At 45.9% G+C, this 14,538-nt stretch carries 16 protein-coding genes; 14 read left to right on the forward strand and 2 right to left on the reverse strand.

Annotated elements, in window-relative coordinates; translation table 11 throughout:
* Positions 1-174: 174 nt before the first annotated feature.
* From LSG31_RS12955 to LSG31_RS13020, 14 genes are all read left to right on the forward strand, one after another.
* Entirely contained in the window at positions 175-1,170 is a 996-nt protein-coding gene (locus LSG31_RS12955; RefSeq protein ID WP_347435521.1) for an HD-GYP domain-containing protein, read from the forward strand.
* 318 nt (positions 1,171-1,488) lie between these two features.
* A complete protein-coding gene (locus tag LSG31_RS12960) occupies positions 1,489-1,650 on the forward strand; it encodes a hypothetical protein (RefSeq protein WP_347435522.1) in 162 nt (53 codons plus the stop codon).
* A gap of 86 nt (positions 1,651-1,736) precedes the next feature.
* Complete coding sequence (gene urtA, locus LSG31_RS12965; RefSeq protein WP_347435523.1) at positions 1,737-2,972, forward strand: urea ABC transporter substrate-binding protein; 1,236 nt, start codon at positions 1,737-1,739, stop codon at positions 2,970-2,972.
* Between the two features lie 83 nt (positions 2,973-3,055).
* A complete protein-coding gene (gene urtB / locus LSG31_RS12970; RefSeq protein ID WP_347435524.1) occupies positions 3,056-3,961 on the forward strand; it encodes an urea ABC transporter permease subunit UrtB in 906 nt (301 codons plus the stop codon).
* A 13-nt stretch (positions 3,962-3,974) separates the two neighbouring features.
* Positions 3,975-5,051, forward strand: a complete 1,077-nt coding sequence (urtC, locus tag LSG31_RS12975) for an urea ABC transporter permease subunit UrtC (RefSeq protein ID WP_347435525.1) — start codon at positions 3,975-3,977, stop codon at positions 5,049-5,051.
* A complete protein-coding gene (gene urtD, locus LSG31_RS12980) occupies positions 5,011-5,778 on the forward strand; it encodes an urea ABC transporter ATP-binding protein UrtD (protein WP_347435526.1) in 768 nt (255 codons plus the stop codon). The genes urtC and urtD overlap by 41 nt, the downstream gene beginning before the upstream one ends.
* Entirely contained in the window at positions 5,765-6,475 is a 711-nt protein-coding gene (gene urtE, locus LSG31_RS12985; protein WP_347435527.1) for an urea ABC transporter ATP-binding subunit UrtE, read from the forward strand. The genes urtD and urtE overlap by 14 nt, the downstream gene beginning before the upstream one ends.
* Before the next feature lie 13 nt (positions 6,476-6,488).
* Positions 6,489-6,803 (forward strand): urease subunit gamma, encoded by a 315-nt coding sequence (locus tag LSG31_RS12990; protein WP_347435528.1) that lies wholly within the window; start codon positions 6,489-6,491, stop codon positions 6,801-6,803.
* 80 nt (positions 6,804-6,883) lie between these two features.
* Complete coding sequence (ureC, locus tag LSG31_RS12995) at positions 6,884-8,956, forward strand: urease subunit alpha (protein ID WP_347439505.1); 2,073 nt, start codon at positions 6,884-6,886, stop codon at positions 8,954-8,956.
* A 15-nt stretch (positions 8,957-8,971) separates the two neighbouring features.
* Positions 8,972-9,670 (forward strand): urease accessory protein UreF, encoded by a 699-nt coding sequence (locus tag LSG31_RS13000; protein ID WP_347435529.1) that lies wholly within the window; start codon positions 8,972-8,974, stop codon positions 9,668-9,670.
* 106 nt (positions 9,671-9,776) lie between these two features.
* Positions 9,777-10,463, forward strand: a complete 687-nt coding sequence (gene ureG / locus LSG31_RS13005; RefSeq protein WP_347435530.1) for an urease accessory protein UreG — start codon at positions 9,777-9,779, stop codon at positions 10,461-10,463.
* Positions 10,460-11,281: an urease accessory protein UreD gene (locus LSG31_RS13010; RefSeq protein WP_347435531.1), complete on the forward strand. Its 822-nt coding sequence runs from the start codon at positions 10,460-10,462 to the stop codon at positions 11,279-11,281. Before ureG ends, LSG31_RS13010 begins: the two co-directional genes overlap by 4 nt.
* A 204-nt stretch (positions 11,282-11,485) precedes the next feature.
* Positions 11,486-11,656, forward strand: a complete 171-nt coding sequence (locus tag LSG31_RS13015; RefSeq protein ID WP_347435532.1) for a hypothetical protein — start codon at positions 11,486-11,488, stop codon at positions 11,654-11,656.
* Positions 11,657-11,725: 69 nt separating this feature from the next.
* Positions 11,726-11,932, forward strand: coding sequence for a hypothetical protein (locus tag LSG31_RS13020; RefSeq protein WP_347435533.1), 207 nt, complete (start codon positions 11,726-11,728; stop codon positions 11,930-11,932).
* A 282-nt stretch (positions 11,933-12,214) separates the two neighbouring features.
* On the opposite strand, the gene LSG31_RS13025 is transcribed toward LSG31_RS13020, so the two are convergent.
* Together LSG31_RS13025 and LSG31_RS13030 are read right to left on the reverse strand one after the other, a co-directional pair.
* Positions 12,215-13,396 (reverse strand): Ger(x)C family spore germination protein, encoded by a 1,182-nt coding sequence (locus tag LSG31_RS13025; RefSeq protein ID WP_347435534.1) that lies wholly within the window; start codon positions 13,394-13,396, stop codon positions 12,215-12,217.
* A gap of 62 nt (positions 13,397-13,458) precedes the next feature.
* Positions 13,459-14,538 carry a GerAB/ArcD/ProY family transporter gene (locus LSG31_RS13030; protein WP_347435535.1) on the reverse strand — a complete coding sequence of 360 codons (1,080 nt, stop codon included), beginning with the start codon at positions 14,536-14,538 and terminating at the stop codon, positions 13,459-13,461.

Consider the following 14,538-nt stretch of genomic DNA (forward strand, 5'->3'; position numbering starts at 1 on the left):
ATTGCTCTATTTTTTTAAAATATGTAAAACAAACGGTGCAAAAGTTCGCAAAATGACCGTATGGAAAGATCATACATTGTTAGATAAAGCTATATTCGTTAAAATAATGCTAGCATTAGGCACATACAAATGTGTAATGGATGAAAGTGCAAAGGACGAGCAGGGGGATTGGCCATGAGACTTATCAAGATATCCGACTACGATCAACTTACTATGCAATTGGCAAAGCCGATTTATGATGGCAAAGGTCGCGTCCTCCTCGCAGCAGGCAATACGATTCACCCAAAATATCTGACAAAACTAAAAGAATTGGGAATTCGGTACTTAATTGTTGAGGATCAAGCATCGACTGGGATTACGCTGGAAGAGATGCTGGAAATGCCCACTTGGATGGGAGCCATTCAAGTATTGCAAGATACATACGAAACCATATTGAAAAAACAGCAGTTCCCTTTGATACATGTGCAAAAAGTCGTTGGACAGCTCCTGTATGAAGTGAAACGCCGCCGGGCGATTCTATTAATACCGACGACATCGTTAGCTGAGGAAATGCGTCCATATGGACATGCCATTAATGTTACATTATTAGCGCTGCAAATTGGAAAATATTTAAAATATACGGATTTACAATTGCGAGATCTGGCACTAGGATGTATGCTGCACGATATTGGCAAAGTAAAAGATCCGAGCGAATTCGGACATCCGACGGCAGGATTTGAAATTTTGCGGCATATCCGTGAATTGAGTTTGCTTTCTGCTCATGTGGCGTTTCAACATCATGAGACTTTGGATGGCAAGGGATTTCCGCGCGAACTAAAGGGAGACAGCATATTAGAATTTGCACAAATTTGCGGGGTTGCAAATTTTTATGAAAATCATATCTCAAAAAATAATTTGCCGCCGCATGAAGTAATGGAGATACTTATGACCATGTACGGCACAAAATATCTGGAACATGTGGTTGAAGCGCTTATTAAAGGGATTCCGGGTTATCCGCCGGGCACAATGATCCGCATTCAGGACAATCAGGAGGCGATCGTCATTCGAATTGACGATCATATGCAGCGCCCTGTGGTTCGTTTATTGGATACTGGACAAGTGCTTTCTTTATCCAGTCACCCGACCGTCATGATTACGGGAATTGTAGAGTCAGAGGAGTATCAGGAATAAGCATCCTTTTTCAATAGGAAGAAATCTTTCCTTGCCCATACAGTATGTTCATAAATACTCCCGCTTGCAGAAGCGGGAGTATTTATTTGCGGTTAGCTATCGGATCCATGAACAATGGATAATTTTTCAGTATTACACGATATAGCGTTGACTTATGTTATTTTTATGTTAGAATAAATAACATAGTTGTTAGTTGTTACTCTCATTGGTTCTGTATCATTCCCCACTTGGGCGGCATTTATAAAATGTCGCCATTTTTTATACGCTGCAACGATGTGTTTTAAAACGGTTGACTTTGAACTTTGGGAGGCGGGGTTTATGGGTTTGTTGTATGATTTTGCAAAGAAAATCTGGGGTGGCGCTCAAAACGGGGAAAGTCAAATGCAAAAACCTATCACGGAAAATAAACAAGGAAACTCGGAAGGGTGGGGCGAAGGGGAGGGAGAAGGCCATGATGTTTACGATGTTTCTAAATTATAGAAAAAAATTTGTTGTTTCAATGTAATGTATATGTTAATATATATAACATATTGAAAAGGGATCATGACGAATATGGGGGTTATGTTATGAAATATTACATTAAATGTATTTCCGTACTCAGCGCTTTAACAGTTTTGGTTGGTTGCAGTACGCAAAGCGCTGCACCTTCATCCGGAAGTGCACAACAAACGGCAGATAAAGGACCGATTGAAGTAGGTGTTTTGCACTCTCTCAGCGGCACGATGTCGATTAGTGAAGTGCCGGTCAAAGATGCGGAATTGATGGCAATCGATGAAATAAACAAAGCGGGCGGAGTGCTCGGAAGACAGATCAAGCCGGTGATAGAAGATGGGGCGTCCGATTGGCCGACATTTGCTGAAAAAGCGAAGCAGCTCTTGCTGCAAGATCATGTGGCAGCGATTTTTGGCGGTTGGACTTCCGCGAGCCGCAAAGCTATGTTGCCGGTTGTACAGCAATATAAAGGCCTGTTGTTTTATCCGGTTCAATACGAAGGGATGGAAGCGTCGCCGAATATTGTATACACAGGCGCAGCGCCTAACCAGCAAATCGTACCGGCGGTTGATTGGCTGTTGAAGCAAGGGAAGAAGAAATTTTACCTGTTGGGGTCCGATTACGTGTTTCCGAGAACGGCCAATAAAATTATTAAAGCACAGTTAAAAGCGGAGGGCGGAGAAGTCGCAGGAGAGGAATATACACCGCTTGGCCATACGGATTACAGTACGGTGATCAATCATATCAAACAAGCAAAACCGGATGTCATCTTCAATACATTAAATGGTGACAGCAATGTGGCATTTTTTAAACAGCTAAAAAATGCAGGCATTACCCCGATAGACATTCCCGTTATGTCTGTCAGCGTAGCGGAACAAGAAGTGAAAGGGATCGGGCCGCAACTTGTCGCAGGTGATTATGTCGCATGGAACTATTATGAAACCACGAATACACCGGAAAATAAAACATTCGTCAAAGACTACCAAGCCAAATATGGGGCAAATCGGGTGACAGACGATCCGATTGAAGCTGCATATGACGCCGTACATCTATGGGCTGAGGCTGTGCAGAAAGCCGGCAGCACGAACGTAGACAAAGTAAAAGCCGCACTGGCGGATATTCAATATAAAGCTCCGGAAGGAACCGTAAAAATTGATCCGACAAATCAACATATGTGGAAAATCGCACGAATCGGAGAAATTGAAGCAAATGGACAAATCAAGGAAGTGTGGGATTCGAAAAAACCGATTGAACCGGACCCGTTCTTGAAGGGATATACATGGGCAAAAGGGTTGTCTGCAGGTCAATAAATCGTAGGGGTCCGCTTCTGCCAGTTCGCGCTGCGGACCCTGACTTTTCACAATTCCGTGCTGGGAAAGCGAGGTGGAGCCAAATGGCGATCGATTTGTCAGAATTATTTAATGGGATCAGCGTGAGTTCCATTCTGTTGTTAATGGCTTTAGGACTGGCGATCACATTCGGGCTCATGAAAATTATCAATATGGCCCATGGGGAACTGATGATGATCGGCTCATATGTCACATATGTCACGCAAAAATGGTTCACAGAGCCTTGGTTGGCGCATTATCAGGGCATATATCTGTTTGTCGCAATCGTGTTTGCCTTTATCGTTTCCGGATTGGTTGGCTATGGAATGGAAGTTGTTTTGATCCGCCGTCTCTACCAGCGGCCTCTTGATAGTTTATTGGCAACATGGGGTGTAAGTCTTATTTTGCAGCAATTGGCCAGAAATATTTTTGGCGCTCCCAATGTTGCTGTGGTGGCTCCCCAATGGCTGGAAGGCGGAGTGACTGTAATGCCGGGATTGGTGCTGCCATATAGCCGTATTTTTATTATCGCACTTGTTTGCCTATGTTTTATCGGATTGGTGTTTTATTTTGGATTTACAAGGCAAGGCAGACGCATGCGCGCGGTGATGCAAAATCGGCAAATGGCTGCGTGTTTGGGAATCTCGACGCGGCGAATGGATGCATGGACGTTTGCTCTAGGTTCCGGGCTTGCCGGAATTGCCGGCAGTGCGTTGACGCTGTTGGGGCCCATTGGTCCATCGATCGGCACACACTATATAGTAGATGCGTTTATGGTTGTTGTGGCAGGCGGAGTTGGAACACTGATCGGAACGATTGCAGGTGCCCTTGGCATTGGAATGTCCAATACGCTGCTGGAGTTTTTTACAAATCCATCCATTGGAAAAGTATTGGTCTTCACATTGGTGATTGTATTTCTACAGTGGAAGCCGGCCGGTTTGTTCGACTTAAAGACGAGATCATTGGATTAGGGGGGTATGCAGGATGGGAGGCAAAACCCGAATCATCCTGTTCGCGGGTTACGGTGTATTGTTTCTGGCGCCGCTTATAACAAATCAGTTTCAAATCAATCTGCTCGGCCGTTTTCTTGCTTATGGAATTCTCGCTTTGGGTATCGATTTGATCTGGGGATATACAGGAATCTTAAGTCTCGGCCATGGGGTTTATTTTGGGCTGGGCGCCTATTGCATGGCGATGTATTTGAAACTGGAAGCGGCAGGGACGCGCTTGCCGGACTTTATGGAATGGAGCGGAGTGACACACATGCCGGCGTTCTGGCAACCGTTTCATAGTTTTCTCTTCGCGTTTCTGAGTTCTGTGCTTCTGCCGTTGTTGCTGGCGGCAGTGGTCGGGTATCTATCCTTTCGCAGCCGGATTCGCAATGTGTATTTTTCCATTTTGTCGCAAGCTCTGGTCATCATCGTTACAACATTGCTCATCGGAGAACAGGGATATACGGGCGGAACCAACGGTTTGACCGATTTTGCCACAGTATTTGGCCAGTCGCTCTCCAGCCCTTGGACACAGACGATTCTCTATGTCATTACTTTGCTCGTGCTCGGCCTTGTATACGTACTTTCCGCGTGCATTGTTTCCAGTCGTTTGGGGAGAGTGCTTGTTTCCATTCGAGACGGGGAAAACCGCCTGCGTTTTCTCGGATATGATCCCGTTCGCTATAAGACATTTGTTTACGCCTTTTCTGGAGGAATTGCCGGGCTGGCGGGAGCGCTGTGTGTGCTGCAGGTCGGTATTATTAGTCCGGGCATGATGGATATCGTTCCATCTGTCGAGATGGTGTTGTGGGTGGCCCTTGGCGGTAGAGGAACGTTGTATGGAGCGGTGATCGGCGCTCTGCTTATGAACATTGCAAAAAGTACATTTAGCGACGCGTTTCCGGATATTTGGCTGTTTTTCCTGGGCGGATTGTTTGTAGCAGTGGTCGCATTCATGCAGGACGGAATCGTTGGTGTCGTCAAACGTTCTTTCATTTTTTTCGAAAATCGGTTCGGAGGTGTGGCCCGTGAGCGCAGACGTCTTGCAAATCAACAGCATCAAAGTTGAGTTTGAACGGTTTATAGCCATCCAGGATTTTTCCATGGCCATACAGAGCCGCCAGTTGTTGTTTTTAATTGGCCCAAATGGCGCCGGAAAGACGACTTTGCTCGATGTGATTTGCGGGAAAGTCAAACCGGTCAGCGGGGAAGTTGTTTTAAACGACACTTACAATCTTGTGAAATATAAGGAACATCAAATCGTGGAACTGGGAATTGGCAGAAAATTTCAGGCCCCGTCTGTTTTTGAGCAGTTGACAGTGCAGGAAAATATGGAAATCGCTTTGAAACAATCCCGCCGGCTCTGGAGACTTTTGCGAACGAGGCGTGCAAAGGAGGAACAGGAAACGATCGCCGATCGTTTGGCGCAAATGAGCCTTTATGAGAAAAAACAGCAGCAGGCGAAAGCATTATCACACGGGGAAAAGCAATGGCTTGAAATCGCAATGGTTTTGGCATTGGAGCCGCATCTGATTTTATTGGATGAACCGGTTGCCGGCATGAGCAAAGGGGAAACAGAAAAAACGGGACAATTGCTGAAAGACATCGCGACGGAAAAGACGGTTGTCGTTGTCGAACATGATATGCACTTTGTGCGTTCCTTTGCCGATCGAGTGACTGTGATGCATGAAGGCCGAATGTTGTGCGATGGTTCTGTAGAAGAAATACAGAACAACCCGATCGTACAACAAGTATATCTTGGGCAAAGGAGGGAAAGGATGCATGCTGCAGGTTGAGAACTTGGAAGTTTGCTATGGGCAAAGTGCAGTCTTGCGAGATGTCAGCATGTCTGTTGCCAAAGGAGCCGTCACATGTCTTTTGGGCCGCAACGGCGTAGGAAAAACTACGCTGATCAAGACAATTATGGGTCTTTTAAAAGCGCGGCGCGGGAATATTTTTTGGAATGAACGGGAAATCAATCGCTTGCTTCCTGAGGAACGTGCTAGAATGGGAATTGGATATGTTCCACAAGGAAGGGAGATTTTTCCCTTTTTGACAGTAGAGGAAAATTTATTATTGGGTCTAGAGGTTTTAAAACACAGCAAAGAGCGAAAAAACAACAAATCGATTCCGGATTTTATTTACGAGCTGTTCCCTGTACTCAGACAAATGTTGAGTCGCAAAGGCGGATCATTAAGCGGCGGGCAGCAGCAGCAATTGGCAATCGCCCGCGCCCTCGTCGGAAATCCTTCCCTTTTGTTGTTGGATGAGCCGCGGGAGGGAGTACAACCTTCGATCGTGCTGGAAATCGAACAAGCGATCCGAATTGTCAAACAACAGAAGGAAACCGGTATAGTATTAGTGGAGCAAAGTGTTGAATTTGCAATGGAAGTGGCCGATTCGTATTTTGTATTGGAGAAGGGGGAAATGATCGAAAGCGGAACAACAGAGGACATGAATCTTGCCACATTACAGGAGTACATAGCCATTTGAAAGGAGTACTTCCATGCATTTGACGGAACGGGAAAAAGAAAAGTTGTTGATTGTGGTTGCCGCGGATCTTGCCCGGCGCAGACAACGGCGCGGTTTAAAACTAAACTATCCGGAAGCGATCGCCATTCTCACGTATGAAATTCTGGAAGGCGCGCGGGATGGCAAGACAGTTGCCGAATTGATGCAGTATGGAAAGACGATTTTAAGCGAACAGGACGTGATGGAAGGTGTTGCTTCCATGATTGAGGAAGTGCAAGTGGAAGCTACATTTCCGGATGGCACGAAGCTTGTGACGATCCATGAACCGATTCGTTCAGTCGTTTCGTAAGGATTGTTTGATTGCCTGTAGCAATCTATCTATACGGCAATTTTGCGGAATGCGGAAAGGAAGCGCAGGATATGGAGGAAATGAAACCTGGCGAATACCGATTGGCACAAGGGGATGTTCGACTGAATGCCGGACGAAAAACCACCGAGATCCTTGTGATCAATCGCGGCGATCGTCCGATTCAAGTAGGATCCCACTATCATTTTTATGAAGTCAATCCGGCTCTTGATTTTCCACGGGAACGGACAAAAGGCATGCGCTTGCATATTCCCGCCGGAACAGCTGTCCGCTTTGAACCGGGGGAAGAGAAACGTGTCTTGCTTACCGCAATCGCAGGCCTTCAACATGTCTATGGACATCAGGGAATGGTCTCCGGCGATGTAAGCTCGGCAGTTGCGGCATATGAAACAGGCAAACCGGAATCCGCCGGAAAGGAAGCGGCTTGTATTTCCAGAGAAGCATACGCCAGCATGTACGGTCCGACAACAGGAGATAAAGTACGTCTGGCGGATACAAATTTGTGGATCGAAGTGGAGCGGGACGCTACCGTTTATGGAGATGAGTGCAAATTTGGCGGGGGAAAAGTATTGCGGGACGGCATGGGGCAGTCCTCCATCGCAGTGCGGGACGAAGGTGTGCTGGATCTTGTGATTACGAATGCACTGATTCTCGATCATTGGGGAATTGTAAAAGCGGATATCGGCATAAAAGATGGAAAAATCGCCGGCATCGGCAAAGCAGGAAATCCTCATACCATGGCTGGCGTTGCGCCACATATGGTGGTTGGTGCGGCAACAGAAGTGATTGCAGGGGAAGGGAAAATCATTACTGCCGGCGGCGTTGATTCACATATCCACTTTATTTGTCCGCAACAAATCGAAGCAGCTTTATCCTCAGGGATTACGACGATGATCGGCGGCGGCACAGGCCCCGCTACCGGTACGAACGCAACGACGTGCACGCCTGGCGCCTGGAACATTCATCGCATGCTTGAGGCTGCGGAAGAGTTTTCGATGAATCTCGGATTTCTCGGCAAAGGAAATGCGTCGGGAGAAGCAGCGTTGGAAGAGCAGATTGAAGCGGGGGCCATCGGTTTAAAATTGCACGAAGACTGGGGTACGACGCCAAAGGCTATCGATACATGTCTCAATGTGGCAGATCGCTATGATGTGCAGGTAGCCATTCATACGGATACGTTAAATGAGGCGGGATTTGTGGAAGACACGATCCGCGCCATCGGCGGACGAACGATTCATACATACCACACAGAAGGCGCAGGCGGAGGACATGCGCCGGATATTATTCGTTTGGCAGGTGAAACAAATGTCATTCCATCCTCTACGAATCCTACCCGTCCATTTACGATCAATACGATTGAAGAACATCTCGATATGTTGATGGTGTGCCATCATTTGGACAGCAGGATTCCGGAGGACGTGGCATTCGCCGATTCCCGCATCCGGCCGGAAACGATTGCGGCAGAAGATATTCTGCACGATCTCGGTGTATTGAGCATTATCAGTTCTGATTCCCAAGCAATGGGGAGAGTGGGTGAAGTGATCCTGCGCACCTGGCAGACGGCTGACAAGATGAAGCAACAACGCGGATCTTTGCCTGAGGAATCCGGCGAAAATGACAATGTGCGCGTCAAACGTTATGTCGCAAAATATACGATCAATCCGGCGATCGCACACGGAGTGAGCGACTATGTAGGATCGGTGGAAGTTGGAAAATGGGCGGATCTAGTCGTCTGGAAACCGGCATTTTTTGGGGTCAAGCCGGAACTCATCCTGAAAGGCGGCATGATCGCACATGCGGCGATGGGAGACGCGAATGCTTCGATTCCTACACCGCAGCCGGTTTTTGGCCGACCCATGTTTGCCGCATTCGGCAAAACCAAACATGCCTGTTCGATCACGTTTGTATCAAAGGCGGCATTGAATCTGGGCATCCCGGAGCAACTGGGGCTGCAAAAGACGATTTTGCCGGTGAAACGCTGTCGTACGATTGGAAAAAAGGACATGCAACACAATCACTATACACCGTCGATTGCAGTCGATCCGGAAACATACCAGGTGAAAGTCGATGGCGAATGGATCACCTGTGAACCTTCCGAACGGCTCCCGATGGCGCAGCGATATTTTTTGTTCTGAGTGGTGAGCAGGATGATGTCATTACCGTTGTTGCAATTGTTGGACTCTGCTTGTCCAACAGGCGCTTTTTCACACTCATTTGGCATGGAAACGGCGATTCAGGAAGGATCGATTGTCAATTCGGATGGGTTGCTCGAATGGTTGACCGTATATTTGCAGCAAGGCCTTGCAATGACTGACGGTATCGCTCTGTCCCTGGCATATTCGTATGCAGATGCAATCCTGGAGAATACAACGATTTGGCAAAACATAGCTGCACTCGATCGTCGCCTCTATATCTCCAAGTTGGCAAGAGAATCACGGGACGGCAGTGTCAAAATCGGGAAACGCTATTTGGATTTGGTTTTGCAGTTGTATCCGGAAATCCCGTTGCAACACTATCGAGAGCAGATTCGCCAACACATTTGTACAGGTAATTCTTGCATTGTGCATGCATTTGTCTGTGTATTTTTAAAGGAGACATTGGAAAGTACGATTTCCAGCTATTTTTATACAAGCGTCAACAGTCTTGTACAAAACGCGATCCGCTCCATGAGTCTCGGACAAACGGAAGGGCAAAAAGTGCTGCGGCGAATGCTGCCTGTCATTGCGGATACGGCAAATGGAATCGCATGGAAAAAGCCCTCCATCGATGGATGGCACAGCAATCATATCTTTCAGGAAATTGCCTCCATGCGCCATGAACATCTGTATTCCCGATTGTTTATGTCATAAGTCTGTAAAGTCTGTAAGTTCAGGAAAGTTGGTACCCGATCTTTGATTCAGAAAATCGGCAGGCGTATCGCCGCAATCTATTTCGAACATTGAAGGAGGCATCTGTATGTGTCAAGGACAAGGACATTCCCATCATCATGCGGAATGGAATGCACGAGGGTTTCAAGGCGGCAGGCCTTTGCGCGTGGGCATCGGCGGCCCTGTAGGGTCGGGAAAAACGGCACTTGTGGAAAAATTGTCGGAACATTTGAAACAATCCTTTAGCATCGGTGTCATTACGAATGATATCTATACAAAAGAAGATGCGGAAATTTTAGTTCGTACTGGCGTCTTGCCGACGGAACGGATCATCGGTGTGGAGACGGGGGGCTGCCCTCATACGGCGATTCGGGAAGATGCTTCGATGAATTTTGATGCGATTGAAGAACTGGAACGTCGCTTCCCGGATCTCGATCTGATATTTATTGAAAGCGGCGGAGATAATCTGGCGGCAGCTTTCAGCCCGGAATTGGTAGATGTATTTATTTACATTATCGATGTGGCGCAAGGGGAGAAAATTCCCAGAAAAGGCGGCCCTGGCATTATGCGATCCGATTTGTTGGTGATCAATAAAATTGATCTGGCAACATATGTCCGCGCAAGTCTGGAAGTGATGGAGCGGGATGCAAGACAGATGCGCGGCGACAAGCCTTTTGTGTTTACCAATTTGCATGATTTGATCGGCGTTCCCGAGATTGCTCATTGGTTGTCACATCAATATCAAGACAATCATCCAATCGAAATTTCCCGATGATGAACCATGGGGTATGGCGGGGACGGTTTCAAGCAGTCGTTGGCGGCAAAAGTCGTCTTGTCGATTCCTATCACCGGGCACCGCTCAAAATAGCCAAGCCGTTTTATGGAGACAGTGGAGAAATCATCTTGTATATGATGGATACATCTCCCGGAATATTTAACGGCGACACGCAAGAAATCGATTGTACGCTGGAGCAGGGAGTCCATTTGTTGTTGACAAACCAATCTTCCTGCAAATTGCAGCCTTCTGTAAAACAAGCGGAAAGTCGGCAAACGGTACGGTTTCGCATAGGAGCCAATGCTGTGTTGGAATATTTTCCGGAACCGGTCGTGCCGTTTTGTGGTTCTGATTTCCAATCCAGAACGCAAATCGAAATGGAACAAGGCGGCCAGCTGTTTTTCTCCGAAATTCTTACGCCAGGCCGGGCAGGGAAAGGGGAAGTGTTTGAATACAAGTCATATCGTTCGGAAACGTCGATTTATTACAACCAACAGCCGATTGTATTCGATTGTATTCATTTTCAGCCCAAATTGGATCCTGCCTGTACCAAAGGTTTGCATGGGTATACACATATGGGAACGTTATATGCAGTTTCCCCCAAGATTGCAGATCTTGACATACAACGTGTGAGGGACTTGCTAGCAAGCGGCAACGATCTTTCCCTTTATGCCGGCGTCAGCGCATTGCCTGTCGGTGGTCTTACTATCCGCGTCTTGGGCTATACGGCATGCACCGTACAGCAGCTTTTGACGGAATGTTGGGGGATGCTGCGGGAGCAAGCGGCAGGACTCGGCAAATTTCGATTTCGCAAATAGCGTATATCTGTATATCCGTATATCCGAAGCAAAAGATTCAGGAAAAACCAGCGCAGCAGAGCAAAAAGCAGGGAGCAGATCCCTGCTTTTTTGTACATGAGCATATTTTAAAAGAATTCCATAGATGCACAAACCTCCTTTCGAGTAGCTGCATTTATTAATGCAGAGCCATTGATTTGGTTCAAATGAAAAGGAGGTTTTAAAATGTCCCACGATCATATTCTTCATAACATTGAAAAAGCAAAGGAAGAACTGCGTGAAGCTGAACATTTTGTAAAAAACAATAACTTGGAACATGCAGAAAAAGAATTAATTGATGCGATCAAATATGCAACGAAAGCGTTAGAAAAAGTCCAACATAAAGAAACGGAATGATAATGCAAGTGTAATTCCTTTATAGGCCACCGCTTGTAGCGTTGTGGCGAGAGAAACGGGGGACTTTCCATGACCATTCGTCAAAAGGCGTTGCGTTTGATCGGCAAACCTGTGGGTATTACGTTCAAAAATGGAACCGGCACATCCGGTGTATTGTGCAGAGTCGGCACACAGCGGATTTTCGTGATTGTATTTCAAATCGGGAACTTCTTTCCGTTAAAACATTTTCGAATCAATCGGATTCACGAAATTCGGAAATTTCCTAATTGTCCGTAAAGTGTTGCAAAAAATATATAACAAGTAAAATGGCCCCCACTTTCATCGATCAGTGGGGGTCATTCGTTGGAAGAGCCAGGATGGATTCCTATACATTTCATATCGGGTTTTGCCACGCCCAGGCTTCCGTACATTGTTCAGATGATAAATGAGTTGTATCCACCCACATTTTGCGATTTGCCGGTGCTGGCACCTCGCCGATAAAACATCTGCGGTTTTCATCGAAGTGTGTGCATTCGGCGTGTTGACATTTTTTGCACCTCAAAAGTAAACCCGTTACTACTAATTTGGGGGATTTTTTTTGATTTTTTTCTCCGGTATATTTAATGATTGACCAGACATCCCGATCCTACGAATGGTCACATTTGTCTGTACCACGACTTTCATTTTAGAAAAATCCTGATTCCAGTTATTTTTTATTTTTTTCCAGTCCTGTGGATAGGTCCGATGAACGATCGGGCCAAACTCTGCAACGTCCGATTTATAGCGATGTTGAATGTCATCAAGAGTGGTTCGGATTCGTTCCTCAAGATCCTTCGAAAGAAATTGTTCCAGATATTTGATATTTTTCGGTTTGGTTAAATCCAGCGGTGTGTCATTCTCGGAAATATCATCTTCCGCATTGGCTCGATAATACATGACGATTTGTCCATGCTCTTTTTTGGCTTTTATCTTTGTCGAGGCATGTATCACATCTGCGCTGATCGTACCGTGCAGTTTTGGGATTTGGACCGTGATCACTGCTCGTTGAGCCTTTTGGCGTAACCAGATCAAACCGCGTGTTTTCCGGTCATCCAGGTAGCCCACTAGTTTATCATGATGAAAGATAGCCGTTCCACTAAGCCGGAATGTCTGCTTATTGCTGCCAGCCCGCTGCACCTTTTCAATCGCCGGCATAACGAGCGATTGTTCAGACAAAACATCCCCCAGAACATCTTTTATATCCATGACTAATCCGACTTTTGACCGAAGGATTTCACGCATTGCCTCCATCGGTACTGTTTCGAACGGATAGGATGTTTGCAACAAGTCTTCGGCCGTAGTACCTTTTGCGACGAGTATATAGGTACTCATTCGAGATTGCGGATGACGAATGAATTCATCCAAAAACGGTCGTATGCCCCGTTTTGCAAATGTTTCACCGATCACAATAATGCGCCGGTGTGCCGTAAAAATCTTCCTCGATAATTTTTCTTGTAAAAAACCGGCAGAATCCCATACATCAACACCTTTGCTATCCTCAATAAAATAAGCTTTGCCACCTTTGCCGCCATTTCCATTCTGCGACTGTCCGGCACCTGTTGGCAAGGCAAATTGATTGCACAATTTGATCTTGTTGTTTGGCAATGCATCGATTCCCGTCGCCATGACAAAAGCCAAATCATTGATTTCCGTTCGATCCCAACATCCGGCAACGAGAAAGGAAAGTACACCTGCGAGTAAATATGAGACACAACGTTTCATCGTATATTTCCGCCTTTAACAACTAAACTCATGTTTACTATTCCAAGTTTTCCAGATTGTATTTAATTCGATCTGACTTTTCGAAACAATCGTTTTAATACGGATCCTTTTTTTACGACCATGACAAAGAACAAACCGATCGGAATGACAAGCTGGAAGAACGGAAAGATATATTTCACGCTAATTTCAATCCCAAGCCAAACATGATATGCCCAGTTTGGTTCAAGGAAGGATGCGGCATAGATGGCTGCCCCAATGGGCAGTATCACTTTCGTATGACGCATGTGGAACAATTGGGAAGATCCGAGAACAGCTCCAAAATAAAACGTTGTCATCTTGATAAACACTCCGTAAAAAAGCAGAAACGTGACAAAAGGATCGAACCGTTCCAGAAAATCTGCAACGGAGATCAGTTGGACGGCATTCAGCAATGGAAGTGTGTCTCGATCCGCAATATTTGTTCCCAGAACCGCAATATTCATGATATTCATAAAAACAAGGAGTACCCCTACAAAGAGGTACGACCAAAATGAAAGTTTCACCATCACTTGTTTGTCAGAAAGATAATTCCAAAACATCAGGAATACGACCATTTGCCCAAAAGGAAAGGAAAGAATAGCAGGAAAAGCCGCCTCAAGCACCGGAATCCAACCATTTTCCAACATAGGCTGAAGACGCTCAAAATGTACGTCACCGGAGCTGAAAAACATAAGAATGAGCAAAATGTAACTGAATATAACAAATATTATGATGATTATAGTAGTACGAGAGAACACTTCAATCCCTTGAAAGACCGCATAGGTTGATGCAAACATCATCGCAAACATGATAACGGAAATGGGTGTATTGGGAAGGATCGTAATATTTATGATGTCACCGATATCCCGTACATTTCGCATTGATTCATAAGCAAAATACAGGATATACAAAACAGCAAATGATCTTCCCAGCCACTTGCCAAAATAATGGATCAAGATCTGTACCAGATTTTTATCAGGCTCCTGAGATTGAATATATAAAAACATGCTCAATACCAGAATTCCGGCAACCATGGCGACTAGGATTGCCAGCCAAGAATCTTGTTTGGCTTTGCTTCCCAACTCAAACAGGGGTGTACTTCCTATTTCAAACATTATGATCAT

The sequence above is a fragment of the Fodinisporobacter ferrooxydans genome (assembly GCF_022818495.1).
In the GTDB taxonomy this organism is placed as follows: domain Bacteria; phylum Bacillota; class Bacilli; order Tumebacillales; family MYW30-H2; genus Fodinisporobacter; species Fodinisporobacter ferrooxydans.

Bases quoted from the DNA above. Each gene is read 5' to 3' on its own strand.
- urtC (WP_347435525.1), top strand. From the start codon at position 3,975: ATGGGAGGCAAAACCCGAATCATCCTGTTCGCGGGTTACGGTGTATTG.
- urtB (WP_347435524.1), top strand. From the start codon at position 3,056: ATGGCGATCGATTTGTCAGAATTATTTAATGGGATCAGCGTGAGTTCC.
- urtE (WP_347435527.1), top strand. From the start codon at position 5,765: ATGCTGCAGGTTGAGAACTTGGAAGTTTGCTATGGGCAAAGTGCAGTC.
- LSG31_RS13020 (WP_347435533.1), top strand. From the start codon at position 11,726: ATGACCATTCGTCAAAAGGCGTTGCGTTTGATCGGCAAACCTGTGGGT.
- LSG31_RS13025 (WP_347435534.1), bottom strand. From the start codon at position 13,396: ATGAAACGTTGTGTCTCATATTTACTCGCAGGTGTACTTTCCTTTCTC.
- LSG31_RS13010 (WP_347435531.1), top strand. From the start codon at position 10,460: ATGATGAACCATGGGGTATGGCGGGGACGGTTTCAAGCAGTCGTTGGC.
- LSG31_RS13030 (WP_347435535.1), bottom strand. From the start codon at position 14,538: ATGATCATAATGTTTGAAATAGGAAGTACACCCCTGTTTGAGTTGGGA.
- LSG31_RS13000 (WP_347435529.1), top strand. From the start codon at position 8,972: ATGTCATTACCGTTGTTGCAATTGTTGGACTCTGCTTGTCCAACAGGC.
- ureC (WP_347439505.1), top strand. From the start codon at position 6,884: ATGAAACCTGGCGAATACCGATTGGCACAAGGGGATGTTCGACTGAAT.
- urtA (WP_347435523.1), top strand. From the start codon at position 1,737: ATGAAATATTACATTAAATGTATTTCCGTACTCAGCGCTTTAACAGTT.
- LSG31_RS13015 (WP_347435532.1), top strand. From the start codon at position 11,486: ATGTCCCACGATCATATTCTTCATAACATTGAAAAAGCAAAGGAAGAA.
- LSG31_RS12955 (WP_347435521.1), top strand. From the start codon at position 175: ATGAGACTTATCAAGATATCCGACTACGATCAACTTACTATGCAATTG.
- LSG31_RS12960 (WP_347435522.1), top strand. From the start codon at position 1,489: ATGGGTTTGTTGTATGATTTTGCAAAGAAAATCTGGGGTGGCGCTCAA.
- LSG31_RS12990 (WP_347435528.1), top strand. From the start codon at position 6,489: ATGCATTTGACGGAACGGGAAAAAGAAAAGTTGTTGATTGTGGTTGCC.
- ureG (WP_347435530.1), top strand. From the start codon at position 9,777: ATGTGTCAAGGACAAGGACATTCCCATCATCATGCGGAATGGAATGCA.